Origin of the sequence: Luteimonas viscosa (assembly GCF_008244685.1) — a bacterium.
In the GTDB taxonomy this organism is placed as follows: domain Bacteria; phylum Pseudomonadota; class Gammaproteobacteria; order Xanthomonadales; family Xanthomonadaceae; genus Luteimonas; species Luteimonas viscosa.
Map to the genome: position 1 here is coordinate 2,296,893 of NZ_VTFT01000001.1, position 26,400 is coordinate 2,323,292.

Annotated in this window: 28 protein-coding genes; 16 read left to right on the forward strand and 12 right to left on the reverse strand. The window is 68.4% G+C overall.

The genetic code is table 11. The annotated features are described in order from the left end of the window. Positions 1-208 precede the first annotated feature (208 nt). The 3 genes from FZO89_RS10140 (at position 209) to FZO89_RS10150 (ending at position 1,437) form a co-directional block, all read left to right on the forward strand. Positions 209-436 carry a hypothetical protein gene (locus FZO89_RS10140; protein WP_149103139.1) on the forward strand — a complete coding sequence of 76 codons (228 nt, stop codon included), beginning with the start codon at positions 209-211 and terminating at the stop codon, positions 434-436. Between the two features lie 321 nt (positions 437-757). Next, positions 758-1,060: an autorepressor SdpR family transcription factor gene (locus tag FZO89_RS10145; protein ID WP_149103140.1), complete on the forward strand. Its 303-nt coding sequence runs from the start codon at positions 758-760 to the stop codon at positions 1,058-1,060. After that, a complete protein-coding gene (locus tag FZO89_RS10150) occupies positions 1,057-1,437 on the forward strand; it encodes an ammonium transporter (RefSeq protein WP_149103141.1) in 381 nt (126 codons plus the stop codon). The genes FZO89_RS10145 and FZO89_RS10150 overlap by 4 nt, the downstream gene beginning before the upstream one ends. 22 nt (positions 1,438-1,459) lie before the next feature. Here the strand turns inward: FZO89_RS10150 and FZO89_RS10155 are convergent, their stop codons facing one another. Continuing rightward, a complete protein-coding gene (locus FZO89_RS10155) occupies positions 1,460-2,110 on the reverse strand; it encodes an NrsF family protein (protein WP_149103142.1) in 651 nt (216 codons plus the stop codon). A 3-nt stretch (positions 2,111-2,113) separates the two neighbouring features. Continuing rightward, positions 2,114-2,677 carry a sigma-70 family RNA polymerase sigma factor gene (locus FZO89_RS10160; protein ID WP_149103143.1) on the reverse strand — a complete coding sequence of 188 codons (564 nt, stop codon included), beginning with the start codon at positions 2,675-2,677 and terminating at the stop codon, positions 2,114-2,116. A 120-nt stretch (positions 2,678-2,797) separates the two neighbouring features. On the opposite strand from FZO89_RS10160, the gene FZO89_RS10165 reads away from it, so the two are divergent. Together FZO89_RS10165 and FZO89_RS10170 are read left to right on the forward strand one after the other, a co-directional pair. After that, positions 2,798-3,580 carry an alpha/beta fold hydrolase gene (locus tag FZO89_RS10165; RefSeq protein ID WP_149103144.1) on the forward strand — a complete coding sequence of 261 codons (783 nt, stop codon included), beginning with the start codon at positions 2,798-2,800 and terminating at the stop codon, positions 3,578-3,580. Between the two features lie 304 nt (positions 3,581-3,884). Next, complete coding sequence (locus FZO89_RS10170; RefSeq protein ID WP_187471114.1) at positions 3,885-4,931, forward strand: class I SAM-dependent methyltransferase; 1,047 nt, start codon at positions 3,885-3,887, stop codon at positions 4,929-4,931. Positions 4,932-4,966: 35 nt separating this feature from the next. Here the strand turns inward: FZO89_RS10170 and FZO89_RS10175 are convergent, their stop codons facing one another. The 3 genes from FZO89_RS10175 to FZO89_RS10185 form a co-directional block, all read right to left on the reverse strand. Then, positions 4,967-5,422: a nuclear transport factor 2 family protein gene (locus tag FZO89_RS10175; RefSeq protein ID WP_149103146.1), complete on the reverse strand. Its 456-nt coding sequence runs from the start codon at positions 5,420-5,422 to the stop codon at positions 4,967-4,969. A 289-nt stretch (positions 5,423-5,711) separates the two neighbouring features. Continuing rightward, positions 5,712-6,446 (reverse strand): SDR family oxidoreductase, encoded by a 735-nt coding sequence (locus tag FZO89_RS10180; protein ID WP_149103147.1) that lies wholly within the window; start codon positions 6,444-6,446, stop codon positions 5,712-5,714. Between the two features lie 172 nt (positions 6,447-6,618). Then, entirely contained in the window at positions 6,619-6,987 is a 369-nt protein-coding gene (locus tag FZO89_RS10185) for an Atu4866 domain-containing protein (RefSeq protein WP_149103148.1), read from the reverse strand. Positions 6,988-7,087: 100 nt separating this feature from the next. Between FZO89_RS10185 and FZO89_RS10190 the strand changes: the two genes are divergently transcribed. Further along, positions 7,088-7,984, forward strand: coding sequence for a LysR family transcriptional regulator (locus FZO89_RS10190; RefSeq protein ID WP_149103149.1), 897 nt, complete (start codon positions 7,088-7,090; stop codon positions 7,982-7,984). Between the two features lie 51 nt (positions 7,985-8,035). Here FZO89_RS10190 and FZO89_RS10195 read toward each other — a convergent pair whose 3' ends face one another. Beyond that, positions 8,036-8,440, reverse strand: coding sequence for a hypothetical protein (locus FZO89_RS10195; protein ID WP_149103150.1), 405 nt, complete (start codon positions 8,438-8,440; stop codon positions 8,036-8,038). A 184-nt stretch (positions 8,441-8,624) separates the two neighbouring features. On the opposite strand from FZO89_RS10195, the gene FZO89_RS10200 reads away from it, so the two are divergent. Next, complete coding sequence (locus tag FZO89_RS10200) at positions 8,625-9,464, forward strand: restriction endonuclease (RefSeq protein ID WP_149103151.1); 840 nt, start codon at positions 8,625-8,627, stop codon at positions 9,462-9,464. Between the two features lie 145 nt (positions 9,465-9,609). Then, positions 9,610-9,813 carry an excalibur calcium-binding domain-containing protein gene (locus FZO89_RS10205; protein WP_262378709.1) on the forward strand — a complete coding sequence of 68 codons (204 nt, stop codon included), beginning with the start codon at positions 9,610-9,612 and terminating at the stop codon, positions 9,811-9,813. A 120-nt stretch (positions 9,814-9,933) separates the two neighbouring features. On the opposite strand, the gene FZO89_RS10210 is transcribed toward FZO89_RS10205, so the two are convergent. The 3 genes from FZO89_RS10210 to FZO89_RS10220 form a co-directional block, all read right to left on the reverse strand. Beyond that, a complete protein-coding gene (locus FZO89_RS10210; protein ID WP_149103153.1) occupies positions 9,934-10,368 on the reverse strand; it encodes a hypothetical protein in 435 nt (144 codons plus the stop codon). Between the two features lie 237 nt (positions 10,369-10,605). Further along, entirely contained in the window at positions 10,606-12,003 is a 1,398-nt protein-coding gene (locus FZO89_RS10215; protein WP_222928110.1) for an ATP-binding protein, read from the reverse strand. Next, positions 11,957-12,640 carry a response regulator transcription factor gene (locus tag FZO89_RS10220; protein ID WP_149103155.1) on the reverse strand — a complete coding sequence of 228 codons (684 nt, stop codon included), beginning with the start codon at positions 12,638-12,640 and terminating at the stop codon, positions 11,957-11,959. Before FZO89_RS10220 ends, FZO89_RS10215 begins: the two co-directional genes overlap by 47 nt. Before the next feature lie 715 nt (positions 12,641-13,355). Between FZO89_RS10220 and FZO89_RS10225 the strand changes: the two genes are divergently transcribed. The 5 genes from FZO89_RS10225 to FZO89_RS10245 all read left to right on the forward strand — a co-directional run bounded on the left by FZO89_RS10225 (position 13,356) and on the right by FZO89_RS10245 (position 20,080). Continuing rightward, positions 13,356-13,871 carry a phosphatase PAP2 family protein gene (locus FZO89_RS10225; RefSeq protein ID WP_187471115.1) on the forward strand — a complete coding sequence of 172 codons (516 nt, stop codon included), beginning with the start codon at positions 13,356-13,358 and terminating at the stop codon, positions 13,869-13,871. 129 nt (positions 13,872-14,000) lie between these two features. Further along, positions 14,001-15,551, forward strand: coding sequence for a phosphoethanolamine--lipid A transferase EptA (gene eptA / locus FZO89_RS10230; protein WP_187471116.1), 1,551 nt, complete (start codon positions 14,001-14,003; stop codon positions 15,549-15,551). 396 nt (positions 15,552-15,947) lie between these two features. Continuing rightward, positions 15,948-17,438, forward strand: a complete 1,491-nt coding sequence (locus FZO89_RS10235; protein WP_149103158.1) for a glycosyltransferase — start codon at positions 15,948-15,950, stop codon at positions 17,436-17,438. Between the two features lie 54 nt (positions 17,439-17,492). Continuing rightward, positions 17,493-18,581, forward strand: coding sequence for a glycosyltransferase (locus FZO89_RS10240; protein ID WP_149103159.1), 1,089 nt, complete (start codon positions 17,493-17,495; stop codon positions 18,579-18,581). After that, on the forward strand, positions 18,578-20,080 hold the full coding sequence (locus FZO89_RS10245) for an ArnT family glycosyltransferase (protein ID WP_149103160.1): 1,503 nt from the start codon (positions 18,578-18,580) through the stop codon (positions 20,078-20,080). The genes FZO89_RS10240 and FZO89_RS10245 overlap by 4 nt, the downstream gene beginning before the upstream one ends. 55 nt (positions 20,081-20,135) lie before the next feature. Here the strand turns inward: FZO89_RS10245 and FZO89_RS10250 are convergent, their stop codons facing one another. After that, entirely contained in the window at positions 20,136-20,687 is a 552-nt protein-coding gene (locus FZO89_RS10250; protein WP_262378601.1) for a DUF6630 family protein, read from the reverse strand. 101 nt (positions 20,688-20,788) lie between these two features. Further along, positions 20,789-22,282 carry a LytTR family DNA-binding domain-containing protein gene (locus tag FZO89_RS10255; protein ID WP_149103161.1) on the reverse strand — a complete coding sequence of 498 codons (1,494 nt, stop codon included), beginning with the start codon at positions 22,280-22,282 and terminating at the stop codon, positions 20,789-20,791. Between the two features lie 132 nt (positions 22,283-22,414). On the opposite strand from FZO89_RS10255, the gene FZO89_RS10260 reads away from it, so the two are divergent. From FZO89_RS10260 to FZO89_RS10270, 3 genes are all read left to right on the forward strand, one after another. Next, the gene (locus tag FZO89_RS10260) at positions 22,415-23,878 is read left to right on the forward strand and encodes an alpha/beta fold hydrolase (RefSeq protein ID WP_149103162.1); all 1,464 of its coding nucleotides are present in this window, start codon (positions 22,415-22,417) and stop codon (positions 23,876-23,878) included. Between the two features lie 186 nt (positions 23,879-24,064). Next, positions 24,065-24,391 (forward strand): ArsR/SmtB family transcription factor, encoded by a 327-nt coding sequence (locus FZO89_RS10265; RefSeq protein ID WP_262378602.1) that lies wholly within the window; start codon positions 24,065-24,067, stop codon positions 24,389-24,391. Between the two features lie 10 nt (positions 24,392-24,401). Then, on the forward strand, positions 24,402-24,833 hold the full coding sequence (locus FZO89_RS10270; RefSeq protein ID WP_149103164.1) for an SRPBCC family protein: 432 nt from the start codon (positions 24,402-24,404) through the stop codon (positions 24,831-24,833). Positions 24,834-24,866: 33 nt separating this feature from the next. Here FZO89_RS10270 and FZO89_RS10275 read toward each other — a convergent pair whose 3' ends face one another. Then, on the reverse strand, positions 24,867-25,919 hold the full coding sequence (locus tag FZO89_RS10275; RefSeq protein WP_149103165.1) for an aldo/keto reductase: 1,053 nt from the start codon (positions 25,917-25,919) through the stop codon (positions 24,867-24,869). Positions 25,920-26,400 lie beyond the last annotated feature (481 nt).

A 26,400-nucleotide genomic window follows, 5' to 3' on the forward strand; every position in this document is an offset into this window, starting at 1 on the left:
ACACAGGTCGCAGGCCCGGACGGAGTTCACGTCCCAGGGCGGGGCGACCACGCGGAGTCGACATCCGCGCTGGTAACACGCAGACAGCCGCCCGGGCCTGCGCCGCTCCGCGCGCGTGGGTCCGACACCACCCGTGCCGATGCGCGGCGATACGCTGCGACGGCGACGGCGACGGCGACGGCGCGGCGACACGAGGCGACACGAGGCGATGAAACCCTATCGCGATGACGACGGCGATTCCGGCGTGGCCGCCTACGAGAGCGGACCGGGCTGGATCGTCGTGCGCTTCCACCACGGCGGCACCTACCGCTACGACGACAGCCATCCCGGGCCCCTCCTCGTCATGGAGATGCAGCGTCTCGCGGACGCCGGCGCCGGCCTCAACACCTACATCAACCGCCACGTGCGCGACGACTACGCGCGCCGCCTCGCGTAGCCGCACAACCCGTAGCCCGGATAAGCCGTAGCCCGGATAAGCCCGCAGGGCGCATCCGGGGACGTGACCACCGAACGCCGGATCCGGAACCCACATGGCCTGTTCCGCGCAGGGAAAGACTGCTCTGGCCTGCACAAGCGTCGTCCCGGTCCCGGGTGCGGCTTCGCCTTGCCCGGACTACGCGCGTCGTGGCCCGGACAATCCGTAGCCACGGACACGTCGTAGCCCGGATAAGCCCGCAGGGCGCATCCGGGACGTTGTCACCCAGGACGCGCCCGGGCGCCACTTGACACAATTAGATGATTAGCTAATCATCTCATCATGAGCCAGGTGTTCAAAGCCCTTTCCGACCCCACCCGCAGGCGCGTGCTGCAGCTGCTGCGCAAGGGTCCGCTGAGCGCCGGCGAGCTGAGCGCCCGGTTCGACGTGTCCAAGCCGACGATGTCGGCGCACTTCGCGGTACTGAAGGAGGCCGACCTCGTGGACACCGAGAAGGCCGGCAAGTCCGTCATCTACCACCTGAAGCTCTCGGTGCTCGAGGAAGCGCTGCTGGGCTTCGCCCATTCCGTCGGCGTGGGCACCACCACAACGACGCCGAAGAAAAAGAGGGAGATCGCACGATGAACAGGGAACTGACCGGTTACATCGCCTGGGCCGTCGGCATCATCGCCGTGGCGCTCGTGGCGAGCTACGCGCGCAAGCTCGGCCATATCGACCAGGACACCACCACGCGCGTGGTGATCGGCCTCAACGGGCTGATGATCGCCTGGATCGGCAACCGCATGCCCAAGGCCGTGGCGCCCAGTGCCGCGATCCGCCAGGTCAGGCGCGTGGGCGGCTGGTCGATGGTGCTGAGCGGCCTGGTGTACGCGGGACTGTGGACCTTCGCGCCGATCCCGGTGGCGGTCGCGGGCGGATGCGCCGCGATCATCCTCGGCATCGCGGTGACATCCGTCTATTGCCTGAAGCTGCGGAACAAGGCGAACGCCACGGTCGCCTGACGCGCGCCGGAACGCGGCGCGCTCACCAGGCGAGCACCCGCCGCCCGACCAGCGCGCCGATCGCGCCCGTCGCCACGATCGCCAGCGAATACCAGACCGAGACGAACACCGCGCCGTCGTTCACGCACGACAGCGTGTACGCGAGCGCGCCGATCGCGCCGGCGAGCAGGCCGGCCATGCCGCCCGCGAATGCCGGGCGCGTAGGCGTGGCACGGCGCAGCGAACGCAGCAGCAGCGCCAGCCCGGGCAGCGCCGCCAGGACGATGGCCAGCAGGCAGATGGGCACGGACACCGCACGCGCACCGGTCAGCGGCACCTGGTCGTCGAGCAGCACGATGCCTGCGAAGAGCACCAGCAGCGCGGGCGCGAACGCCGCGGCCAGGCGCATCGAGGCGCCCGGCGTGCCCGCGGCGCGCACCAGGACGAGGCCCGCGACGACCACGCAGGCCATGGCCACGGCCTTGTAGAGATACATCGACGACGCCACGTGCGCGGCAAGATCGCCGCGGATGCCGAACGCCGCCGCGACCACCAGCACCGCCAGCACCACTGCGCCGCCCGCCGCGACCAGCAGCCGCGGCAGGAACGCACGATGCGGCCGCGGCCGCGCGCCGGCCTCGTCGGCCAGGCGCCGTATCAACGCATCCGTCCGCTGCGGCGGTTCGTGTGCCATCGCCTACCTTCCTCCGCCCTGCGCCAGTTTCAGCAACCTTGCCAGCCCGCGATGGAACGCGACGCGGACCGTGCCTTCCTTCATCCCGGTGGCCTGTGCCGCTTCCCGCGGCGACAGGCCCTCGATGCCGAGCTTCCTGACCACCGACTGCTCGACCCGCGGCAGCGCGGACACCATGTCCTCGATTCGGGCACCGGCGTCGACAACGGGCGCGTCTGCGGCCACGAACAGGTCCGCCCACTCGCGCTCGCTCAGGTCGATCCGCAGGCGCAGTTCCGACCTGCGGCGGCGCAGGACATCGATGGTCTTGTAGCGCGAGATCGCCCCCAGCCACGGCAGCAGCGGCCGCTCGTCGTTCCACTGGTCGCGTCGCTGGTGGATGGCGATCAGCACCTCCTGGACGACGTCCTCGGCCTCCTGCACGTCGAGTCCGGCGCCGGACAGCTTGCCCCTGACCACGCGGCGCAGCACGCTCGAATACTCCTCCAGGAACTGCGCGTAACGCGAGCCGTCGCCCGCGCGCTCGCGGCGCAAGGCATCGGCCCAGGCCTGTTCCTGCATCGTCATGCGCATTCCGAACCCGACCCGCGGCACCCGCGGAGCCGCGACCGCCCGGAATGTAACACCGGCCCCTCGCAGGCGAATACCTCCGTTGAAGCGATCCCGCTTCCCCTCAGGAGCCCATCCATGCGCACATTCCTTTCGTTCACCGTCCCGCTGCTGATCGCCCTGGCGGCCCTCGCCGGCGCACCCGCCCACGCCGCCGAATCGTCGCAACCGCGCGCCCGCAACGTCGTCCTCGTCCATGGCGCTTGGGCGGACGGCTCGAGCTGGAGCGAAGTCATCCCCCTGCTGCAGCAGGCGGGACTCCACGTGGTCTCGGTCCAGAACCCGCTGACCTCGCTGTCCGACGATGTCGCCGCGACCCGGCGCGCGCTCGAGCCGTTGCAGGGGCCGACCGTGCTGGTGGGGCATTCGTACGCCGGCACGGTGGTCAGCGAAGCCGGCGCCGATCCGCGGGTGACCGGCCTGGTCTACGTCGCAGCGCGCGCACCGGACGCGGGCGAGGATTTCGTCGAACTCGCCAGCCGCTTCCCGACCATGCCGGTGCGCGCCGGCGTCGAAACCCGCGACGGCTTCGCGACCCTTCGCGAGGACGCCTTCCTGGCCTATTTCGCCGATGGCGTGCCCGCCGCGAAGGCCAAGGTGCTGTTCGCGGTGCAGCAACCGATCGCGGCGGACCTGTTCGCCGGCCGCACCTCGGTCGCGGCATGGCGCGACAAGCCGTCGTGGTATGCCGTCTCGAGCGCGGACAACACGACATCGCCGGAGCTGCAGCGCTTCCTCGCCGAGCGGATGGGCGCGACGGTGGTGGAACTCGAGAGCGGGCATCTGTCGCTGCTGTCGCATCCGCGCGAGATCGCGCGGTTGATCCTCGCCGCCGCGGGTCGCGAGGACGCCGCGCCCTGAGGGTGCCGGCGCGCCCCGGGTGCGGCTTCGCCTTACCCGGGCTACGCCGCTGGCCCCGGGCATCGCCACGCCGCCTCGCGTAGCCCGGATAAGCCCGCAGGGCGCATCCGGGGTCGTTGTCCTTCGGTGCAGAGAGGCCGCCCCGGCTTGCGGCAGCGTTGGTCGTGGTCCCGGGTGCGGCGTTGCCTTACCCGGGCTACGGAGCACACACGACATGTGCGATGCGTTGCCTCCCCCTTCCTTCCTGAGGCCCCGGTTTGCAGCTACCCTCGCCCGGTCTCCGCCCCGCGTGCTGCGAACCGGCATGATCGAAGTGCATCCGCCCGAGAACAACGACGACACCAACAGCTCGACCCGGCGCAGGGTCTGGTCGACGCACTGGCGACGCGGCCCGTTGCACTCGCTCTCCGGGTCGTTCGCGCTCAACTACGAAGGCAGCATCCGGCGGTTCTGGATCGAGGCGTTCTCGCCGCTGGGCGCAACGCACCGCATCCTCGATGTCGGCACCGGCAACGGCCCCCTGCCGGCGCTGCTGTGCGAGCTCGGTTCGCCGGACATGCCAAGGGTCGACGCGGTCGACAGCGCGGACATCGATCCCGCATGGCTGGCCGCCGCGCCGGCGCGCTGCCGCGACGCCCTGCGCTTCCACCCGGACACCCCGGCCGAACGACTGCCCTTCGCCGACGACACGTTCGATCTCGTCGTCAGCCAGTACGGCCTGGAGTACGCCGAACCCGAACGCGCGATCCCGGAAGTCGCGCGCGTGCTCAGGCCGTCGGGCTCCGTGGCGCTGATCGTCCACCATGCCGGCTCGCGCCTGGCGGACGTGGCCCGCGAGGAAATCCGCCTGGGCGAGTGGCTGCACGCGCAGGGCCAGCTCATGGCGACCGCGTCGGCGATCTTCCCGTACCTGGCCATCGCCGCCCAAGGGCGGGGCGAACACCTCGCCGCCGATCCGGACGCAGGCGCCGCCCGCGATGCATTGAACGCGGCGATGCGGCAGCTCGACGACGAGGCGGCTCGCAGCCCTTGCCCGGACCTGTTGTTCGAGGCGCGGGACGTCGTGGGTGCGCTGATGCAGCGCCTGCTCGCGCGCACCATCACCCTGGAACAGGCGCGGGCCGCGCATGCCGCCCATGCGAGCGCGCTGGACGATGCCGTCTTCCGCCAGCGGGAACTGCTCCGGCACGCGCTCGATGCGGATGCGGTGGCTGCATTCTCCAGCGTGTTGCAGTCCAGTGGACTGTCCGACGCCGATGTCGCTCCGCTCTTCCACGAGCAGTACCTGGTGGGCTGGACCATCCGCGCCACCGGCCCGGCCCATGGCGGCGGCGCGGGCGGGAACGGCTAGGACACCGGGACGCCGCAGCGGCGCTCCCCCGCCGCTCACTCCATCAATGCATCCAGCGCCCAGGTGTCGAGGAAGGCGATGACGCGCACGATCCTGCCGCCCTCGAGTTCCATGTGCCAGGCGTAGTGGTTGGTGTAGGTGCTGCCGTCGCGCGCGCGCGCGCTGCCGCGCCAGACCACCACCACCGCATCGCCCTGTGCCAGCACGTGCTGCACCTCGGGCACGATCGGCGTGGCCAGGCGCGCGAGGATCGGCGCCACCGCGCGGTCCAGGAAGTCCTGCTTCGAGGTGTAGACGCCCGACACCGGGCTGTCGCCGGCCACCGTCCACTGCGCATCGTCGGCCAGCAGGTCGAACACGCCGCCGGTGCCGGCGCGCCAGGCGTCGAAGGCGGTGCGGATCAGTGCTTCGTTCGCGGCGGTGCGGGTGTCGTCTGCGGGATGTGACGGGGCCGCGGCTGTCGCCGGCGATGACAATGCGATGTGATGCATCGGGCCTGCGTGCGCGGTGGATGCGAAGGTCGCCACCAGCAAGGTTCCCGCGATCAGCCACGCGCGCTTCGCGCGCCCCCATCCGCCTTCGGCACCTGTCCGGCCCGGTGCAGCGCACCGGGCGTTCGGTCGACCTGCGCGGCAGTGCCGCGCAGGCAGGTCGCCCTCACCCCCCGTCAACTGGCGAAGGAAAAGACCGCTCCTGGCTCCGTCGTGCCGCCCTTCCGGACGCCCGGCGCGACTGCGCCGGGCTGGAAGAGGGTTGGGGTGAGGGACTGTCCGCCGCCACTCACGCCGGGCTCCTCACGTGGCGCACCACGATGTCGGTGGTGTCCACGTCGGCCGGCTGCGCGATGGCATGCGCGATGGCATTCGCGATCGCCTCCGGCTTGAGCGCGATCTGGCGGAATTCGTCGATCGCCTGCGCCGTCTCGGCATGGGTGATGGTGCTGGCGAGTTCCGATTCCACCGCGCCCGGGTACACGCAGGTCACGCGCACGATGTCGCTTTCCATGCGCAGGCCTTCGGAGATCGCACGCACCGCGTACTTGGTGGCGCAGTACACGGCCGCCGTCTTCATCACGAACAGCCCGGCGATCGAGGACACGTTCACCACGTGGCCGTGGCCCTGGCCCTCCATCAGCGGCAGCGCCGCGGCGATGCCGTGCAGCACGCCGCGGATGTTGACGTCGATCATCGTGTCCCACTCGTCGGTCTTGAGCGCGGACAGCGGCGCCAGCGGCATCACGCCGGCGTTGTTCACCAGCACGTCGATGCGGCCGTAGCGGGCGACGGCCTCGTCCACGAAGGCCTGCATGTCGGCGCGCGAGGTCACGTCCAGCGTGCGCGCGTGGGCGTTGCCGCCGCGCGTGGTGATGTCCTCGGCCAGCGCCTGCAGCCGGTCGATGCGGCGCGCACCGAGCACCACGGTGGCGCCGCGTCCGGCCAGCACGCGCGCGGTGGTCTCGCCGATGCCGCTGCTGGCGCCGGTGATCAGTACAACCTTGTCCTGGAGGTCTTTCATGGTCGGTCTCCTGTTGCGGTGAGGAAAAGAGGGCGTGGCGTGCGATGCGCTTCGCGTGGCGAAGCGGTGGCGGTGCCGGGCGTGGCCAGGTGCCGCACCCTTGTGGCGGCGAGCTGTACCCGTTCGGCGTACACGCCGTCGGCGCGCGCCAGTGGGAGGAAGGTCGTGGCGCTCAGCGCGTGTCGCGTGGCGTGCCGGTGCCGGCGCCGGGCGCGACCCGGCGCAGCACCATCCCGCCGTGGTGCAGCACGTCCGCCTCGACGAACACGCCGTCGGCGGTGAACCCGGTGTCGTCCACGTAGTCGATCTGGTTGCCACGCACCGTGTAGCGGCCCTGGTAGGCGCTTTCGCGGGTGCCGCGCGCCTCGTCGTAGCGGCCGTCGGGCAGCAGCTCGTGGCGGACGTGGCCGTCGTCGGTGACCCACATGCCCACGTAAGGGTGAGGGGCCGCGGGGGTGGCGGGTTCGGCTGCCGCCAGCGCCCCGGCCAGCAGGGCCGAGACGGCGGCGGCGGGGGTCTGGAAGCGGGGGCTGTCCGACATGGCGCATCTCCTGTCCGGTAGGTGTGGAGATACGGTAGGCAGCCAGCGGCGTCGAGAGAACCCGCCAAACGCTGGATGCATTGGTTAGACTTGTTAACCAATGGGCCCCGACCTCAACCTCCTGCGCATGTTCCTGGCCGTCGCCGAGACCGCCAGCTTCCGCGCCGCGGCCGATGCGCTCGGCGTCACCCGCTCGGCCGTCAGCCAGGGCATCCGGCGGCTCGAGGACGGCCTGGGCGTGGCCCTGGTGCAGCGTTCCACCCGCAGCGTGCGCCTCACCGAAGCCGGCGAGCGCCTGCACCGGCAGGTCGCCGGGCCGCTGCGCACCGTCGCCGGCGCGCTGGAGGAAGCCGTGGACGATGGCCCGCCGCGCGGCCTGCTGCGGGTGCACGTGTCGTCGATCGCCGAGCGCTTCCTGTCCGGCCCGCTGGTGGCCGGGTTCGCGCAGGCGTATCCCGGCATCGTGCTCGACGTGACCGTCAGCGACGAGCCGATCGACATCGTCGCCGCCGGCTTCGACGCCGGCGTGCGCCTGGGCGAGGTGATCGAGCAGGACATGGTGGCGGTGCCGCTCACCGGCCCTCAGCGGCAGGTGGCCGTGGCCGCGCCCGGCTACGTCGAAGCGCACGGCATGCCGCATCACCCGCGCGACCTCGTCCACCACCGCTGCATCGGCTGGCGCCCGGCACCCGGCGTCGCACCGTATCGATGGGAGTTCAGCGAAGACGGCCGCGAGTACGACGTGGCCGTGGACCCGCAGGTCACCACCAACGACCTGCGCGTGATGCTGACCACCGCGCTGGCCGGCGGCGGCATCACCTTCGCCCTGGAGGAGAACGTCCGGCCGTGGGTGCAATCGGGCCAGCTGGTGCCGATGCTGCGGGACTACCAGGCCCCGTTCGCCGGCTTCTTCCTGTACTTTCCCAGCCGCCACAACCAGCCGCGCAAGCTGCGCGCGCTGGTGGAGCACGTACGCAGTTTTCGCGAGCGCGAATAGTCCGGTACGCGAGCGCGGGCGCACGCACCACGCGCCACGCGACCCGAAGGATCAGCGTGCGCGCCGCACCCGCGCCTGCCGACGCTGTTCGGCCACGCCCGCCCAGAACGCAAACCCGTGCAGCGAGGCGAAACACAGCGCCAGCAGCGTCCAGGCCACGTCGAGGCTCAGGTACACGCTCGCCGCCCGGTTGAGCCACGCCCAGTCCGAGCGCCGCAGCGCCAGCGAACCTTCGCCCAGCAGCCCGTGCAGCGCCTGTGCGACAGACGGCGAAGCCCAGCCCCCGTCCCGCACCAGCCCCACGATCCCCAGTCCCAGGCACCCGAAGAACGCCAGCGCCAGCGCGCCGCCCAGCCACGGCAGCACCGTGCCCATCCAGCGCGTGCGCGGCCACAGCTGCAGCGCCCCCAGCCCCCAGGCCAGCGCGAGCAGCAGTAACGCGAACAGCAGGGCCATCGACCCGGGCTCCTTGGATAGACGGGCCCGACAGCATGGCGAGGCGGGGCGTGAGGCGGCATGAACGGGCGCGTGGGGGCGCAGCCGGAGCACGGCCCGGGCCCGGCTCCGGCAGGCGCGCACTTCCGCCCGGTCCGCCCGCGCGCTATGGTCGGCGCCGGGGAAAAATGTGATGGGGGTCCGCATGGGACGCGGAAGGCAGGGATTGCTCGACCACCTCGTCGCTCTGCCATGGCCGGTGGGGCTGGCGGCGGGCGTGCTCGGATTCGGGTCGATCCGCTACGGGATTCCCGCCTGGCTCTCCGGACAGGGCGGGCCGCTCACGCAGGGGCTGGCGCAGTCCGATGCGCTCCAGGTCCCCGCGTGGATCTTCCTCGCGCTGTGCACGATGGCCGCAGGCGCCTCCTTCCTCGGCTCGCACCGCAAGCGCCGGCTGCTGGATGCGCAGACCGGGCTGGAGAGCATCGCCGCGCTCGGCTGGCGCGATTTCGAACGGCTGGTGGGCGAGGCCTTCCGTCGCCAGGGTTACGTGGTGGAGGAAAGCGGCCTCGGCGGCGCCGACGGCGGCATCGACCTGGTCCTGCGCAAGGACGGCCAGCGCACCCTGGTGCAGTGCAAGCAATGGCGCCGCCGCCAGGTGCGGGTGAACGTGGTGCGCGAGATGCATGGCCTGCTCGCCCACCACGGCGCGCACGCCGTGCGCATCGCCGCGCTCGGCGGATTCACCCGCGACGCCGCGCGCTTCGCGCAGGGCAAGCCGATCGAACTGATCGACGGCGACACCCTGCTGGCGATGATCCGCAGCGTGCAAGCCGGGCCGCGCGATACCCAAGTCGCAGCGCCCGCCGTGCCGCCACCCGTGCACGCCCGCGTCGAGCCCGTGCTGCAGGCGCCAAGCGTGCCCGGACCCGTCACGCCCGACTGCCCGCGCTGCGGGGTGGCGATGGTGAAGCGGACCAACCGGTTCACTGCGGCCACGTTCTGGGGCTGTGCCAGCTTTCCCGCCTGCCGCGGTACACGTTGAGCGACGTCGCACTGCAACCATCCATCGCAGTCGCAACACGAGGGGACGTGCCATGAAAAAGCTGGTCGTGTTGTTGATCATCGCTGTCGCCACTTGGGGCGGCTATCGACACTTCACCGGGACGAGCGCGCCTGCCGCAGCGCCCATGGCAGCGAACGCTTCATCGGCGCGACCTGCGACACGCGTCGTGAAACCGGCACCCACGTCCGCCTACACCTGCGATGGCCGCACCCATTGCTCGCAGATGCGCTCGTGCGAGGAGGCGACGTACTTCATCCAGCATTGCCCGAACACGAAGATGGATGGGAATGGGGATGGGGTGCCTTGTGAGCGGCAGTGGTGTGGATGAGGCCGGTTGCCGCTCAAAATCAACTTGGCCTGCCGCCCTTGGCACGCCGCGTCACCAACGCTTGATCGCTTTTTCGCGCCAGGCTCCTGAGTCGGCCGCCCATTCCAGACGTGGCGGCGCCTACCTGCCGCCGGCAGAGCTGGCACCGGCGCCACGCCACGGCTCGCCCGCCGCCCGGAGATACTGCGCACGCACGTAGCCCCACGGCACCACCAGCGGTACCAGCACCACGCCCATCAGGCAGGCGAAGAAGGTCTCCGTGCCGTAGGCGTCCAGGCCGGGGCCCAGCCACACCGGCAGCGCGGACGCGGCGATCCACACCACCTTCCACAGCAGTTCGAACAGCAGCAGCGGCAGCATCTTCAGCGGATAGCGCACGCCCAGCGCCGCCATCACCGCGAGCGCGCCCAGCAGGGCGTGGATCACCGAGTCCTCGTCGGCGGTCGCGGGCGGGGTGAGGATCAGCGGCCAGATCGTCAGGCCCAGGCCCACCGCGATGAGTGCGTACATCGCACGCAGCAGCCAGAGTCGCAGGCTGGAAATCCCGTCGGGCATGCGCGTGTATCCGTAGTCGTGTGGATGCCGATGCTGGGCGATCGCGCCAGATGGCAGAAGTGTCGTGAGTGGCCATGACCAATGGTGGCCGGCATCGCCATGGCCGGGATCGATCCGTCATAGCGGATCCATGTCCACGAATGGCGACGCCGGTCTGCGGGCTACCGCTTCAGAAGGCTGTCGTGCACCGGCTGGCGGGTGTCCACGTGGTGCGATGGTGCTGCGGATGCTGCTTCGCTAGGCCCTGGAGGCGCCGTTCTCGGACAACCGGAGCAGCAATCCGGGGTCCGCCCCGTGCGCGGACAGTACCCATCCATGCGCCAGCGCGATTTCGCGGCAGATGGCCAGGCCGAGGCCAGCGCCCTGGTCGCGCCGGTGGGCGCCACGCCAGAAGCGGGAAAACATCTGCGACAGTTGCTGCGGATCCGCGCCCGGGCCCGAATCCCGCACCGTCACCGTTGCAGCGTCCACCTCCACCCGCACCTCGGTGCCGCGCGGCGCATGCTGGATGGCGTTCTCCAGCAGGTTCTTCAGCAGCGTGAACAGCGCACCGCGATCGGCTTGCCACCGCGCGACGGACGTGCTGCCGGAAAGGGTCACACGCACGTGCGCCACCTCGGCCATGCGCTGCAGGTAGGCAACGACGTCCTGCGCTACGTCCTGGACATCGATGGTGGCGAAGCTGTAGTTCTGCACTTCGCTGGCTTCCGCCAGCAGCAGAAGTTGCTGCACCTGGCGCGTCATGTGGTCGACATCGCCGAGCAGAGCATCGCGATCCTCGCCCTCCTCCCGCAGCTCGACCTGCGCACGGATCAACGCCAGCGGCGTCTTCAGCTCGTGCGCAGCCGTCGCAAGGAACTCCTGCTGGACGCGGTATCCGTGTTCCAGTCTGTCGAGTACGCGGTTGAAGCTGTGCACCATGGGCGCGATCTCGGACGGAACCGCCCCGGTGGGCAATCGCGCGTGGAGTGCGCGCGGCGAGATCGAGGTCGCGGCCTCCGAAAGCTTGCGCAAGGGCCGGAGCGTGTATCCGAGCGTGACATAGGCGCAGATGCCGAAGACGACGAGCAGCAACACGCTGAATATGGCAACACCCGCACCCATGAACGGCAGGGTGAATTCCTGATAGATGAAACCCAGCATCCTCGTGCTGGCGGCGAACTGGAAGTACCAGGTCCTTCCGCCATGCTCGAAGGGCTCGACCACGCTGTGCATCCGGATGCCCCCCCGCTCGAAGTTGAAGCTCCCGGGCACGAGTTGCAGCGACTCGGCGGACGGCCAGAATCCTTCTCCGGCGGCGGAGGCAAGCACCGTACGCCCGGATTCGTCCAGCACGCGGTAGGCAGTTTCCCCCTTGAGGCTTTCGTAGATCCACCTGTCGCCATCCTCGCTGGCGGCGAGGCCGTTCGGCACACCCGTGTCGTCGAACCGGACCGCCTCGATCAGGTCCCGCGTGTACTCGGCCAGGTCGGCCCTGAGCCACGCGTCGCTGCGCCAGGTCGTCAGCACGAGCGCCGCCAGGATCATGAGCAGGATGCTCAGGATTACACCGACCACGTACGCGAGCAGGACCCGCAGGCTGAGGCTGTTAGGTCTTGCCGGCTTCACGAAGGACATAGCCGAGAGCTCTGACATTGATGATCCGTTGGCGCGAGCCGATGACGAGCAGTTTGCGGCGGATGCGATGCAGGGCGACATCCAGCGCGCCGGGGGTGACGGCCTCGCCCAATCCCCACCCGGCCGCTTCCAGCGCACCGCGGCGCACGACTTCCCCGTGCTTGCGCAGCAGCAACAGCATGATCTGCATCTCCGCCGGGGCCAGGGCCACGCTTTCCTCGCCGCAACACATGATGCCGGCGGCGGGCCGCAGCGTCAGATCGCCATGGTGGGGATCGAGCGGCCGAACCTCCACCGGACGGCGCAGCAGTGCCCGCACGCGCGCTACCACCTCATCCATGGCGAACGGCTTTGGAAGGTAGTCGTCGGCGCCCGCATCCAGACCTTCCACACGGTCGCGCAACGCATCGCGCGCCGTCAGCACCAGGCAGGGCATGCCGATTCCGGCGCGGCGCATGCGCCGCAGCAGGACCAGGCCATCGCCATCGGGCAATCCGCGATCGATCACCAGCGCCTGGTAAGGCACTCGCCGGATCGTGGCCCATGCCATGTCGACGCGAGCCACGACATCGACGGCGATCCCGGCAGCCCCGAGTCCCTTGCAAACCAGCCGCGCAAGCCGCTCGTGATCCTCGATCAGGAGAATGCGGCTCATCGCGTCGTTTCGTTCCTTGGTGAATGGTGGGGGCAACGCCCTCGCGCTGAAAGCCCTGCACCTGCCTGTGTTCGACACGCCGCAAGCGAGCGACATTGTCGGGCGGCACTCTTACTGGACACTTACCTGACGGCACTTCTGCCTGGCGGTCGGGACTGCCTGGCCGGTAAGTATGCGGCAAGACGCGTCGCCCGACAGTCGGCCCTCGTCAAAGCACGAGGCATCGCATGCGTCCGCACGTTGGAACCAGTCCGCTCGGGCGCGTCGCGGATCCACGCCCGCGTCGCGAGCGGATGGAACTTTCGCCTATCCCCCGTTCCACGACCAGGCATCGGCATTCGGCTTGCCTGGACCACCTGCCGCGGATCGCCGAGCAGTCGCGGTTTCCCGCGGGTTCCTGTCCGTCGACGGTGGAAGCCGCCAGGGCGACGCTGGTTGCGAGGCGCAGTGAGCCGTGAACGCTCCGCGGATCCGGTGGGCGCGCCCGGGTCGCAATCCCGGCAAGAAGGGTGCGATGACGGCTGGACTGGACCTGGCGCTCGGGGATGCCGGTGGCCGTCCCGGAAGCGGGTCTACCGGACCCGCCGGCAGGATGCCGTGGAGGCATCCGGGACATCTCCGAGCCCGCATCGAATCTCTCCTCGCCAAGGCGCGAACAACGAAGTTCAGGGCGTGGGCAACGGCCTACACGCAGGTACAACGACCGAGGCGGTTGATGATGATGTGCCTGATCGGTAGTGCCTTGTCGATCTTCTATCCCTCCGATCTGTCGAGCTACCGCGCTACGCCGCGTAGCGAGGACATACTGGTCACAGGCACGGAGCAGTACGGGCGGTTCATCAACACGATCGCACAGCTCGCATTGCCCATCGTCAAACGCGACCCGATCGGGGTGATCCAGAATCTCTATATCGGTGTCGCCGGCACCATCATGACCCATGGACTGAAACGGGCGTTGGATCCCGTCGTTGTCCTGGGCGTGCGCCTGGGCGAGCGTCCCCATGGCGGGCGGCACAATATGCCCTCCGGACACGCCTCGCTGGCGTCTTCAGCGGTGTACTTTGTGGGACGTCGCTATGGATGGTGGCACCTGCTCTACCTGGTTCCCGTCCTGCTGTTGACCATGTTCGCGCGCGTCGAGCTCGATGCACATACCGGATCGGCCGTGATTGCCGGCGCATTGATCGGCATTCTCTCGGCCGCGTTGTTTACGGGGAAGTACCGATCGTGAGCTCGCAGGCACTAGCGCCTGCCTGGTGGATGTCAGTCCTTCCGCAATCTTGATCAAGCAGGCCCGCATGAGGCGACTTCCATGCCCGTAACAGCGTCCAGGTCGTTGTCTGGCGCTTTCATTCCCAGGATGCGTTGGCATTCCCGAACGCCGGGTTTCATTCTGGCCTGGGCCCTGTTCAATGCCGTGGCATATCACGTACCGCTCTATCTGTTCGGCATCGATCATCTGGATGTCGCATCACTGCCTGCGGGTATGACACTGCTCACGCTGTTCATCGTGGTCGTGGCGATGACCGCATTGTCTATCGGCTTCATCGCCCTGATCGTGCCGCGGCTGGTCAAGCCCTTGTGCATGGTGATGGCGATAGCCAATGCGATCGCACTCTACTTCGTGGTCACGTACGGCGTCGTGCTGGACAAGACCATGATGGGTAACGTCTTCAATACCGACATGTCGGAAGCGGCCGGCCTGCTTCATCCGTGGATGCTTGTCTACGCCTTTTTCCTGGGCATCGTGCCCTGCTGGGTTCTGCTGCAGGTCAGGGTGACGCACACGCCCTTCTTCAAGCGCCTGGCCATGCCCATCGCGGCAGGCTTCCTCACGCTCTGCTGGGTGTATGGCGCATCCCACGGCTGGCTGTGGATCGACAAGCATGCCAAGCAGATCGGCGGCATGGTCCTGCCCTGGTCGTATGTGGTCAACGGTGGATGGTATCTGGCAGGCAGCGCGCCCCCGCGGGAACGCAAGCTGCTGCCTGCCGCCCATTTCGTGTCGAACGAAAGAAAAGTGGTCTTCCTGATGATCGGGGAGTCGGCCCGCGCGCGGAACTCCTCCCTGTATGGCTATGGAAGGCAGACCAATCCGGCGATCGCCAAAGCGGGTGCCACGGTCTTCAGGACGGCCCGGTCGTGCGCCACGTACACGACGGCCGCCCTTGAATGCATCCTGGCCCATCAGGAGCCCGGTACGCGTGCGTCATGGGAGCCATTGACCAGCTACCTCCAGCGTCATGGCGTCGAAGTCACATGGCGAACGAACAACTCCGGCGAGCCTCCAATGGACGTGCGGCACTTCGAGCGCCTTGGAGATGTGAACGCCGGTTGCACGGGAGAGGCGTGCGACTACGACGAAGCTTTGCTGCGTGGCATCGAAGCGCGTATTGCGGCATCGGACCAGCAACGCATCCTGGTGGTATTCCACCTCGAGGGGAGTCACGGGCCGGCATACAACGTACGCTATCCGTCGCGTTTCAACGTGTTCACGCCCGTTTGTGCATCGGTCCAGTTGCACCAGTGTTCGAGCGAAGAACTGGTCAATGCCTACGACAACACCATCGCCTACACGGATTTCGTCGTGGCACAGGCCATTGGCATACTGAAGCGTCTACAAGGCTATTCGACATCGCTGATCTACGTCTCCGATCACGGCGAATCGTTGGGTGAATACAACCTCTACCTGCACGGCACCCCCTGGTCGATTGCACCTGACGTCCAGAAGGAAATCCCGTTGATCGTATGGGATTCCGGCGCTGCCCATTCGAGCGCGGATACGACATCGACTGTCGAAGGCGCGTTCTCCCAGGCGAATGTGTTTCACAGTGTGATGGGCGCATTCGCCATGCGTAGCGACATCTACCAGCCCGCGTTGAATCTCTTCTCACCAGAGAGCCACGAATGACATTGGAAGCGACAGCATTCGGGGCGGCGGCATAGCACCGGATCCCGGCCCCGCTGCGCAACACCCGCGCGCGCGGCGCCGACGCGATCGAAGACATCGACAGTGATCCGGGCCGCCGCAAGTCCCGCTCGAACCAGTCGCGCAAGCTGCTCGTGATCCTGGACCGGGAGAATCCGGGGGATCTTCGTGTCGTTTCGTCCGGTGGTGAGTGATGGAGACAACGCGCCCGGACTGAAAGCCCGTGTCCTGCACGTGTTCGACGGGCCGCCAACGGGCGCCGTTGTCGAGCGCCTTCCCCGCCGGACACTGCCTGGCCGCCGGGAGCTTCGCGGCCGGTAAGTATCCGGTAAGACGCGTCGCCTGACAGTCCGGCCTCGCCACAGCACGAGGCATCGCATGCGTCCGCACGTCGGGAACATTCCGCTCGGCCACGCCCCGGTGCCGAGCCCGCGCCGCGAACGCATTGAACTTTCGATCATCGTTCCGTTCCACGACCAGGCATCGGCGCTCCCGCATTGCCTGGAGCGCCTGCGGCGAGTCGGCGAGCAGCTGGCCGTTCCCTGCGAGTTCCTGTTCGTCGATGGCGGAAGCAGCGACGGCGGCGCCGAATTCCTCGCGCGGCAAGCCGCGAGCTGTCCGCAGATCCGGTTGGTGCGCCCGGGTCGCAAACCCGGCAAGGATGGCGCGATGACGGCCGGGTTGGGTCTGGCCCTGGGGGATGCCCTGGTCGTCCTGGATGCGGACCTCCGGGATCCGCCCGAGCTGATACCGCGGATGGTATCGGCGTGGCGCGAGGGCGCCGACGTGGTGCTGATGCAGCGCCGCGTCCGCGCCGGCGAACCCGTGGGCAAGCCCGTCGTCGCCGATCCGGCCGGCCACGCGATCGATCAGACCGGCAATGTCGATGATCCCCTCCATGCTGGCGACTTCCGCTTGATGGCCCGCAAGGCGTTGGACGCGCTGCAGCTGCTGCCGCAACGCAACGACCGCACGAAGGAACTGTTCGCCCGTGTGGGCATCGAGACCCGTGTGATCGAGTACGACCACGCCCCGGGCGCGGGCTGCGGCTCGAGGTCGGGCACCTTGCGCCTGTTGCGACAGGCGATCGGGAGCATCGCCTCCTCCCCGACCCCGCCTTTTCGCTGGGGCACCCCTGTCGGCGTTGCCTTGGTTGCCGGCCTCGGACTGTGGCTGCTGCTTCTCGGCGAATCGGTGCTGGGGCAGCCGTCGCCGGCTTCGGCGATCAGCTTCTTCGGCGGGGTGAAACTGCTGGATGAGCAGCTCTTCGTGTTCCTGAACTCGCTGGGTTCGGAACCCTGGGATGGTCTGTGGCTGTTCATCACCCACAAACTTACGTGGATCCCGTTCTATGCGGGCCTAGTGTATCTGCTGTATCGCAATTTCGGGCTGAAGAACACGCTGGTCATCATTGCACTGATCACAGTGATGGCTGCCGCCACGGATCAGCTGTCCAATCTCTTCAAGCACGGTTTCGAACGGCCCAGGCCTTGCCGGGAAGAGCATCTGAGCGAGGTGATCCGGTACATCGCGCCGCGCTGCGGGCGATACGGTTACTTCTCGGCCCATGCCGCGAGTTCGATGGCACTGGCGGTCTTCCTGGGTCTGCTGTTCCGGAAAACCCACAGGTACCTGGCGCCCGTGCTGCTTGTCTGGTCGTCGATGGTGGGCTTCAGTCGCATCTACGTGGGCGTCCACTATCCGCTGGACGTCCTGACCGGCATGGTCGTCGGAGCCCTGGTGGGCTGGCTGATCTACAGGCTTGCCCAGCGGCTTGAACTGTCGAGAGCCCCGCAGTCCTTCGGCCACGCATGCCGTCCTTCGAATGGCCACGGCTCCCTCCCGAAGCCGGGCCGCCGACAGACATAGGCCATTCGATACGTGGAGCCATCCGGGACCAGCGGCCCGAAGCAGGGCCGACGCATGTATGACCTGAGCGTCGTCATCCCCACATTCAACGAGAAGGACAATGTCCGGCCGCTGTTCGATCTGTTGCGCGCCGCGCTCGAGGGGCGGTCCTGGGAAGCGGTCTACGTGGATGACGACAGTCCCGATGGCACGGCCGAGGAAGTGCGGTCCCTGGCTCTGGAGTTCGACAATGTCCGTGCGATCCCACGGATCGGGCGGCGGGGCCTCGCCGGGGCCTGTATCGAGGGCATCCTGTCCTCCACGGCCCCGTTCTGTGCCGTGATCGATGCGGATCTGCAGCACGACGAAACCCGGCTCGCACCGATGCTCGACGCGTTGCAGGGTGATGACGAGCTGGACATCGTGATCGGCAGTCGCAACATCGACGGCGGGTCGAGTGGCCATGGCCTGTCCCGTATCCGGCAATGGGGCAGCGATCGTGCGACCGCCCTGACGCGGCGCATGCTGAACATCACGGCCTCGGATCCGGTCAGCGGGTTCTTCATGGTGCGCCGCCTGTCCTTCAACGAGGTGGTCACGTCCCTGCAGGGAGAAGGGTTCAAGATCCTCGCCGACATGCTGGCCGCGTCTGCAGGGCGATGGAAGACGCTCGAGATCCCCTACGCGTTCCGGTCACGCCGCGCCGGAGAATCCAAGATGGATTCCGCCGTCGCGCTCGAATTCGTGTCGCTGCTGGTGGTCCGGAAGACCGGCGGGCTGGTGTCGACGCGGTTCGTACTCTTCTGTGCCGTCGGATTCACGGGCATCTTCGTGCAGCTGCTTGCCGTCAGGGCCGCGTTGTTCCTTGCGACAGATCGGTTCGCGTTGGCGCAGGCCTTCGGGGTGTTCGCAGCCATCAACTCGAACTTCCTGTTGAACAACCTGATCACCTATCGGGACCGCGCCCTGCGCGGGCGCGCGATCTGGCGCGGATTGCTGAGCTTCTACGCAGTGTGCGCGCTCGGCGCGCTCATGAATGTGGGCGTGGCGAACTTCTTCTTTGCGGCTATGCCGTTCTGGGCTCCGGCGAGTATCGTCGGCGCGATTGCTGGCGCGGTCTGGAACTTCGTTGCCTCTTCCCTGTTTACCTGGCGCAAGCGTTGACGAACGCAGGGACCGAAGGCAACTCTCCGGTGCGGCTTTCCGTTTCCACCATATCGCTTTCGTTTCTTGCCGTTCACCTCGCCGTCGCCGCATTGGTGCCCCTCTTCGACGATGAGGCCTACTACGCACTGTGGGCCCGCGACCTGGCGCTTGGCTACTACGACCATCCGCCCGTGATCGCCTACATGATCCGCATGGGAACCGGCCTCCTAGGTGAAACCACACTCGGCATCCGCCTGTTTGCGGTGATCGGTTTCGTCGCCTCGGGATACCTCGTTGGCGATATGGCGCGGTGCATGTCCGGTGGCGCCGTGGGTCTGCCGGTGCTTGCGACAACGCTCTACAACCTTGGCCTGCTCGTCTTCGCCCTGGGCAGTTTCGCCACCCCCGACGCGCCCTCGACCCTGTTCTGGGTCGCCGCACTCTGGGCCGCGGTCCGCGCGACCAACACGCCCCCGGACGCACGTTCCGCGATGCTGTGGTGGGCCTGCACGGGTCTGCTGATCGGGCTCGGCGGCCTGTCGAAGTTCACCAATGCCTTTCTGGCCTTCGGATTGCTGGGCTACCTGATTGCCACGCCGAAGGGCCGCACTTGTCTGTTCACGCGTCTGCCCTGGGTGACCGCGGCAGCGGCGCTCCTGCCGCTTCTGCCCTATCTCTTCTGGAACCTGCAGAACGATTGGCTCGGTCTGGAGCGCCAGGGCGCACGCCTTGTCGCCTCCGGCTTTTCGACCCGATACCTTGGGGAGTATGTGGCGCTCGTGCTCCTGGCCCCGACGCCCCTGGTCTCCTGGTTCGCCTTCCGGGCGCTCAAGGCCCCCCCGGAAGACGGCACGCTGCTGGTCTGGAGTTCTGTTCCGCTCCTGCTCTACTTCGCCTATCACGCCACGCATGCGCCAGTTCAAGCCAACTGGATCGTGCCGCTGCAGGCGCTCTTCGCCGTTCTTGCGGCCTTCGGCCTCGCTCGGGCGCAGTCGCCGCGGCTGTGGACCAGGGCGACCATCGCCATCGCATCGCTGATGAGCGTCGGCCTGGTCGCGACCGCCTTGAACCCGGTCACTCCGATCGGCACGACCGACAATCCGCCGAACCAGACGCGTGGATGGTCGGCGACCCAGCATGCCGTCACTGAGCTGCTCGAAGAAACAGGCGCAAGATGGATCGCCACGACCGACTACGCTCTGACCGGATCGCTCGCGCTTCGCTTTCCTCAAGTGCGCGTGTGGTCCGTCGCTCAACTGCAGCGATACGGCTTCCGTGGCGCCTTCCCTGACGAGTTGTGTACCGCCCCCGGCCTCCTGATCGAGCGGGCAGGGCGGTGGGACACGACCTCCCGGGCCGCCCCAAGCCTCTTTGAACGAGTCGAAGCCACTCGTGCAGCCGTTCGAACGCAGGACGGCGTCACCCTGGCTCGATACCATCTGACACCGATATCCGGGGTCAAATCGACCGACTTGTGCCCAGGCCAGCGGGCATTCGCCGAAGTGTCAGGACTCTGAAGTTTCAAGGACGAACCCGCCTGATCGACACTGGCGCAGCATCGTTCGTTTCGAATCAGGCCGCCGCAGGCCGCACCTCGATCCCCAACGCGGGCGCGATCACGCGCATCGCCTCGTCGTCGCTGGACAGCGTCATCCAGCCTGCGCGCGCCTCGGTGCCGGTCTCCCAGGTCCACAGCGTGTAGCCGTCGAGGCGCAGCTGTTCGTGCGCGGTCTCGAGTAGGGCATCGGGCGACACGCGTGCGAGGAAGGCCGCGTCGGTCGGATCCTCCACGCCCCAGTCGATGCGCAGGTTGAAGCGCGCGGCCAGTTCGCCGAGGCAGTCGATCAGGGCGCCGGGCTCGCTCTCCTCGATGTGGAAACCGGATTTCCAGTCGATCACGTCCTTGAGCAGCCACACCACGTCGATGTCCTCGGCATCGCCACCGTCGAGCGCTTCCTGGAACGCGCCGAACTGCTGCAGCGCAGCGTCCTCGTCGCCGGGGCTGATGACCAGCAGCAGCTGCCAGACCAGGGCCTCGGCACTGGCGTCGTCGTCGATCTCGGTGCGCTCCGGGTCGCTGGTGTAGTTGTCGTCCGGATCGAATTCTTCGTCGGGCAAGGTCATGGCATCGATACGCCGTCGTCTGCAGGAACGACAGTGTGCCGGAAGAGCGCAACGAGGTCGCCCGGACCGCGCCCCGGGCCGCCAGGCCCCGCCATGCGCCTTCAGCGAAGCGCGCGACGCACGCCGGGCATGACGCGTCGGCTGACGGGAACGGGTTCGCTGCCGCGCAGGTGCAGGGTGCCGGTTCCGCCTTCGGCGCGATCCAGGCGCTCGATGTAGTGGGTATTGACCAGGTGCGAGCGATGCACGCGCAGGAAGCGCGGCGACAGATCGGCATCCAGTTCGTTGAGTGTCGTGGTATGCAGCAGCTGGCTGCCATCGTCCATGTGCAGTTCGACGTAGTCGCCGGCGCCCTGGATGCGCACGATCCGTTCGAGCGGAACGTGCTTCACCGTGCCGACCGCCGGCACCGTCAACACGCGGGGCATCTGCTCGGCCTGCGCCTGATCCAGCGCGTACTGGAGGCGGTCCGCGCGCAAGCGCTGTTCGACCCGCAGCCGGCGCTCGCGGCCGTAGGCCGCGGCCTGCAGGATCATCAGCCCGATCATCAGGCCGGCCACCAGCAGGTAGAAGCCGAGGTCGATGAAACCGCCCGGAGCGAGCAGGTTGGCCAGGCCGAAAACCAGCAGCGCGCCGACCTGGAACCACGCGCCGCGCTTGCGTTCGCGCACGCCCGCCAGCGCCAGGCCCAGTGAAGCCGTGGTGGCGACGAGCAGTGCGCTGCTGGTCTTGCCGTCCAGCGAGGGCGCGAGCAGCATCCCGATGACCGTGGCGATGGCAGCGAGCAGGGTGGATGCGGGCAGCCATCGCGGCGCGAACAGGCGGGCGTGGACGGCCACCAGGCACAGGCCGAAGCCGATCGAGCAGGACAGGATGCCGATCAGGCGCAGGTCCTGAACGGGATACGGGTAGGCGAACACGCCACGGCTGATTTCCAGCAACAGTTGCAGCCCCGCCAGCATCGCCAGTGTGCCCAGCAGTGCGGGTTCGAGCTTGCGCTCGCTGCGCACCGTGAGCGAGAAGAAGTAGAAGCCGGCAAGCAGGAACACGCCCAGCGGAAACAGCGAGGGGAGGTAGTAGCGGAGGGTGCGGGCCTGCGGGTCGGTGAAGTCGACGAGTTCGATCGCATGCACCGGGCTGCGCAGGGTCAGCCAGCCGTGGTGCGAGGACATGCGCAGGTCGATGCGGCTTCCTTGCGGGCGCAACCGCTCCCGGGGAATCGGGATCACCACGTCCATGCGCCCGGCTGTCTCCTGGCCCCGAGTCGCGCCAGGCACGCCGTTCGCGCCGATCGGCCGCCCGTCGAGAAACACTTCGCTGGAACCCTTGGCCGAGAGGAGCAGCCCCAGGAAACGGGCATCGGACGGTTCCGTGACGGCGAAAGGCAAGCGCACCCAGATCTGCCGCCCCTGGGGATCGACCTCGTGAAGGGTCATCCGGCGACAGCCGTCGCCGTCATAGACCCGGGGTGGCGTGGGCTCTTCTGCGGTCGCCGGACAGACCTCGAACGGTCCGTTGCCAGGGACCTGTGCCGCGCTTTCGGCGACGAGGCAGGCCAGCGCCAGGAGCGGTGCGATCAGGACTCGGGCAATCATCCCGCCATCTTAGGAGCGGTGAGCGGTGGCGCTCCGCCGCCGGCCGAGCCGACGCCGCCGTTCGCCGACAAGTCGCTGACAACGTTGGAGTTCACGACGATGCTCGTGACACTCCACTGCGACGAGAACCCCATGCCCCTCACCAGGTTCCTGGTTTCCCGCCTCCTGCTCGCGACGCTGCTCGTGGCCGCCGGGGCGTCCGCTGTCGAACCTGCATCCGGTCCGGTCGCCACCGAGGAACCGATCGAGTTCACCGCGGGTTCCGGCGAGACCGTCGCGGCGTTCCGCGGCGAGTTCATCGTGCCCTCGAACTGGAACAGGCCCGGCCAGGCGACGCTGCGGCTGGCCTATGTCCGTTTCCCGGCGTCCGGCGCCGCCAAGGGCCCGCCCATCGTGTACCTGGCCGGCGGCCCGGGCGGTTCGGGCATCGACACCGCACGCGGCCCCCGCTTTGCCCTGTTCATGGCGATGCGGGAGTTCGGCGACGTGATCGCATTCGATCAGCGCGGCACCGGCGCCAGCAGCCGCCAGCCCACGTGCACCAGCACCTACAGGATCGACGATGCGACCGCGTACAGCGACCTCGAGTACGCGGACCTGCACCGTGCCGCCGCGCGGCAATGCCTGCAGCAGTGGCAACGCGATGGCCTGGACCTGCGCGACTGGACCACCGCCCAGAGCGTGCACGACCTCGACGCCCTGCGTCGCCACCTGGGTGCCGACAAGCTCAGCCTCTGGGGCATCTCCTACGGCAGCCATCTGGCGCTTGCGGCCATCACGGCGATGGAGGACCGGCTGGAGCGGGTGGTGCTGGCGAGCGTCGAAGGCCTGGACCAGACGGTGAAGCGACCGGCGGAAACCGATGCCTACTTCACGCGCCTGCAGGCGGCGATCGACACCCGGCCGGAACTGGCGTCGCGGTTTCCCGATGTCGTGGGCCTGATGCGTCGCGTGCTGGCGAGGCTCGAGGCGGAGCCGTTGCTGCTGCGCGTCACGCCGACCGGGGGCGCCGCCTACGATTTCCTGCTCGAACGCCGGGATCTGCAGCAGCTCGCCAGCGGCATGATCGCCGATCCATCGTCGGCCCTCCAGCTGCTCGAGCTGTTCGCGGCGCTGGACGCGGGCGAGACCGCGCCCATCGCCTGGGTGCTGGGCAAGTACCATCGGGCGGGCGAGGCGATCGATTTCAATCCGATGCCGCTGGGCATGGACCTGGCGTCGGGAATATCGCGCCGCTCCCTCGACCGGTTCGAGCGGGAAGCGAAAGCGGCGATCCTCGGCGGCTACCTCAATTTCCCCATGCCCCAGCTGGATCTACTGGTGCCGGGTCTGGACCTGGGGGACCGTTTCCGCCGCGACCCGCGCAGCTGCCTGCCGGTACTCGTACTCATCGGCACGCTCGACGGGCGCACGTATCCCGACGGTCAACGCGAGGCGGTGCGCGGGCTGTCGAACGCCGAGATCACGGTGGTGGTCAACGCCGGCCACAATCTGTTCATGACCTCGCCCGAGGTCACTGGACGCATCCAGTCCTTCATGCGTGGCGAGCAGAGTGCACTAGATCGTATCGTGGTGGACGGCTGGTCGGGCCCCTAGCGGCAACGGTCCGGTTCATTGCTCGCGGGATGGTGTCGGAGCCACGCGGAAGAGCCGCGGGCGCTGATCCAAGCACCCGGTCCCGGCGTTGCGTCTCCTATGCACCGCTTGCCCGTCAACCTGCACCCGCCGACCACGGACAGGCCGTTTGACATCCGCGAAATCATTCACCAACATGGGTGAATGTTGAAACACGATCCCCGAGACAACGTGCTGATCGCCTTCGCCGATCCCACCCGCCGCGCGATCCTGGAGCGGCTCTCGCGCGGGGAGGCGCGGGTGACCGAGGTCGCCGCGCCGTTCGCGATCTCGCTCAACTCGGTGTCCAAGCACATCCGCATCCTGGAGCGGGCGCGGCTGGTGCGGCGCCGGCGGGTGGGCCGAGAGCACGTGCTGCGCATCAACCCGAAACCCATCGAGGACGCGGCGGCGTGGATGCGCACGCGCACCGAGCAATGGAGCGGCCGGCTGGAGCGGCTGGCGCACCTCCTCGACGCCACGCCGCCCGACTGAAGGAGACCGCATGAGCGCGCCCATCCTGATCCGCGTGACCCACCGCTACGCGCATCCGCCCGAGCGCGTGTTCGACGCCTGGCTCGACCCGGCCACCGTCGCGCGTTTCATGTTCTCCACCGAAACCGGCGCCCTGGTGCGCTGCGAGATTGACCCGCGCGTGGGCGGCCGCTTCGTGATGACCGACCGGCGCCCGGACGGCGACGTCGAGCATGTCGGGCATTACCTCGAGATCGACCGTCCGCACCGGCTGGTGTTCACCTTCGGTATTCCCGCCGTCTCGCCCGACGAGGACCGCATCACCCTCGAGTTCCGCGCCATCGACGGCGGCTGCGAGGTCACCCTCACCGACGAGATGGATCCCGCCTGGCGCGAGTACGAGGACAGCAGCCGCAAGGCCTGGGCGAAGATGCTGGCGTCGCTGGAAACCATGCTGGCTTGAGCGGCGCGCCGCGTCCAGCGCCCCGGAGGCCGGTCAGGCGTGGCCCGGCTGCGCCCGGCGCTCGTCCTGCCGTCCAGCCTGGTCGCTCGGCAGGGGCGCGTCCGGATGCACCAGCTGCGCCTCGCGCAGCTCGCGCCAGAAATCGTCCGGCACCGTCTCGGTGAGCGCGGCGCGATCCTCGGCGATGCGGTCGGGTCGGCTGGCGCCGGGAATTACCGCCGCCACCGCCGGGTTGGCCAGCGCGAACTGCAGGCCCGCAGCCTTCATGCTGACGCCGTAGCGGTCGGCGATGGCCTTGATCCGCGCCACCTTGCCGAGGATGTGCGGCGGCGCGGGCGCGTATTCGAAGTTCGGCCCGCCCACCAGCACGCCCGAGCTGTAGGGGCCACCGACCACGATGCCGAGGCCGCGCCCGGCCACCTTCGGCATCACCCGCTGCAGGGCGAGATCGTGGTCGAGCAGGGTGTAGCGGCCGGCCAGCAGGAAGCCGTCGGGGCGCGGTTCGTCCAGGTCCAGCAGCAGCTCGATCGCCTCCACCCTGTTCACGCCCAGGCCCCAGGCCTGGATGACGCCTTCGTCGCGCAGGCGGTCCAGCGCGCGGAACGCGCCGGTGCGCGCGTGTTCGAACTGGCCGATCCATTCGTCGCCGTAGAAGTCCTGGGCCACGTCGTGCACCCAGGCGATCTCGATGCGGTCGGTGCGCAGGCGCTGCATGCTGTCGTCGAGCGAACGCAGGGTGGCGTCGTGCGAGTAGTCGTTGACCACGCGGTTGGGCCGGCCGTGCTCGAACAGGCCGCCCTTCTCGCCCTGGTCGCGCGCGCCTTCTTCCTTTTCGTCCAGCACCAGCCGGCCGACCTTGGTGCTGATCACGTATTCGTCGCGCGGGCGCGCGGCGAGCATCTCGCCCAGGCGCAGTTCGGCCAGGCCGGCGCCGTAGAAGGGCGCGGTGTCGAAGTAGCGGATGCCGTCCTCCCACGCGGCGTCGACCGTGGCGCGGGCTTCGTCCTCGGGGATGTCGCGGAACATGTTGCCCAGCGGCGCGGTGCCGAAACCGATGCGCCGGGGCAGGAGGGCTTTGAGGGACATGGGGATCCTCGGGCTGAGAGTGGAGGGCGGGCGCAGCTAGGTGCGCGATGCCGCCACGATGCCGTACGCCGCCTTCAGGCGATGTCATCGCGGTCGGTGACCGACACAGCCAACTCGCGCGCGGCCTACGCGTACGTGCATGGGCAGCGCGCCTTCGCCACGCGTCCTTGGCTGGACGCATCCGCAGCCCGTCTTCCACCTGTACGCACCCTCGCGCGAACAGATGCCTCGCATGGTGCGCGCGCTGATCGACTTCCTGGTGGAGAAGCGCGAAGCGATCCCGCGCCTCCGACTGTCCTGCACGTTCCCGGCGCAGGCGGCCCGGTTCACGTCGTTCACGATGGCGATTGCGCGCCCGTTCGCGGTCTGCAGCCTGGCCTGCATGCGCGTGGTAAGAACGCGTGAGCCCGGTTCAGCCACGCACGCACGCGGCGCGAAGATCGGGTGTGGTGTGCTCCACGGGCACGCCCGCCATTCCGGT

Excerpts from the sequence above, each read along its gene's own strand:
- FZO89_RS10235 (WP_149103158.1), top strand. The coding sequence starts at position 15,948 with ATGCGTCCGCACGTCGGGAACATTCCGCTCGGCCACGCCCCGGTGCCG.
- FZO89_RS10275 (WP_149103165.1), bottom strand. The coding sequence starts at position 25,919 with ATGTCCCTCAAAGCCCTCCTGCCCCGGCGCATCGGTTTCGGCACCGCG.
- FZO89_RS10260 (WP_149103162.1), top strand. The coding sequence starts at position 22,415 with ATGCCCCTCACCAGGTTCCTGGTTTCCCGCCTCCTGCTCGCGACGCTG.
- FZO89_RS10250 (WP_262378601.1), bottom strand. The coding sequence starts at position 20,687 with ATGACCTTGCCCGACGAAGAATTCGATCCGGACGACAACTACACCAGC.
- FZO89_RS10160 (WP_149103143.1), bottom strand. The coding sequence starts at position 2,677 with ATGACGATGCAGGAACAGGCCTGGGCCGATGCCTTGCGCCGCGAGCGC.
- FZO89_RS10220 (WP_149103155.1), bottom strand. The coding sequence starts at position 12,640 with ATGAGCCGCATTCTCCTGATCGAGGATCACGAGCGGCTTGCGCGGCTG.
- FZO89_RS10210 (WP_149103153.1), bottom strand. The coding sequence starts at position 10,368 with ATGCCCGACGGGATTTCCAGCCTGCGACTCTGGCTGCTGCGTGCGATG.
- FZO89_RS10240 (WP_149103159.1), top strand. The coding sequence starts at position 17,493 with ATGTATGACCTGAGCGTCGTCATCCCCACATTCAACGAGAAGGACAAT.
- eptA (WP_187471116.1), top strand. The coding sequence starts at position 14,001 with ATGCGTTGGCATTCCCGAACGCCGGGTTTCATTCTGGCCTGGGCCCTG.
- FZO89_RS10140 (WP_149103139.1), top strand. The coding sequence starts at position 209 with ATGAAACCCTATCGCGATGACGACGGCGATTCCGGCGTGGCCGCCTAC.
- FZO89_RS10200 (WP_149103151.1), top strand. The coding sequence starts at position 8,625 with ATGGGACGCGGAAGGCAGGGATTGCTCGACCACCTCGTCGCTCTGCCA.
- FZO89_RS10155 (WP_149103142.1), bottom strand. The coding sequence starts at position 2,110 with ATGGCACACGAACCGCCGCAGCGGACGGATGCGTTGATACGGCGCCTG.
- FZO89_RS10225 (WP_187471115.1), top strand. The coding sequence starts at position 13,356 with ATGATGATGTGCCTGATCGGTAGTGCCTTGTCGATCTTCTATCCCTCC.
- FZO89_RS10205 (WP_262378709.1), top strand. The coding sequence starts at position 9,610 with ATGGCAGCGAACGCTTCATCGGCGCGACCTGCGACACGCGTCGTGAAA.
- FZO89_RS10255 (WP_149103161.1), bottom strand. The coding sequence starts at position 22,282 with ATGATTGCCCGAGTCCTGATCGCACCGCTCCTGGCGCTGGCCTGCCTC.
- FZO89_RS10215 (WP_222928110.1), bottom strand. The coding sequence starts at position 12,003 with ATGTCAGAGCTCTCGGCTATGTCCTTCGTGAAGCCGGCAAGACCTAAC.
- FZO89_RS10145 (WP_149103140.1), top strand. The coding sequence starts at position 758 with ATGAGCCAGGTGTTCAAAGCCCTTTCCGACCCCACCCGCAGGCGCGTG.
- FZO89_RS10195 (WP_149103150.1), bottom strand. The coding sequence starts at position 8,440 with ATGGCCCTGCTGTTCGCGTTACTGCTGCTCGCGCTGGCCTGGGGGCTG.
- FZO89_RS10190 (WP_149103149.1), top strand. The coding sequence starts at position 7,088 with ATGGGCCCCGACCTCAACCTCCTGCGCATGTTCCTGGCCGTCGCCGAG.
- FZO89_RS10175 (WP_149103146.1), bottom strand. The coding sequence starts at position 5,422 with ATGCATCACATCGCATTGTCATCGCCGGCGACAGCCGCGGCCCCGTCA.
- FZO89_RS10165 (WP_149103144.1), top strand. The coding sequence starts at position 2,798 with ATGCGCACATTCCTTTCGTTCACCGTCCCGCTGCTGATCGCCCTGGCG.
- FZO89_RS10170 (WP_187471114.1), top strand. The coding sequence starts at position 3,885 with ATGATCGAAGTGCATCCGCCCGAGAACAACGACGACACCAACAGCTCG.
- FZO89_RS10180 (WP_149103147.1), bottom strand. The coding sequence starts at position 6,446 with ATGAAAGACCTCCAGGACAAGGTTGTACTGATCACCGGCGCCAGCAGC.
- FZO89_RS10150 (WP_149103141.1), top strand. The coding sequence starts at position 1,057 with ATGAACAGGGAACTGACCGGTTACATCGCCTGGGCCGTCGGCATCATC.
- FZO89_RS10185 (WP_149103148.1), bottom strand. The coding sequence starts at position 6,987 with ATGTCGGACAGCCCCCGCTTCCAGACCCCCGCCGCCGCCGTCTCGGCC.
- FZO89_RS10270 (WP_149103164.1), top strand. The coding sequence starts at position 24,402 with ATGAGCGCGCCCATCCTGATCCGCGTGACCCACCGCTACGCGCATCCG.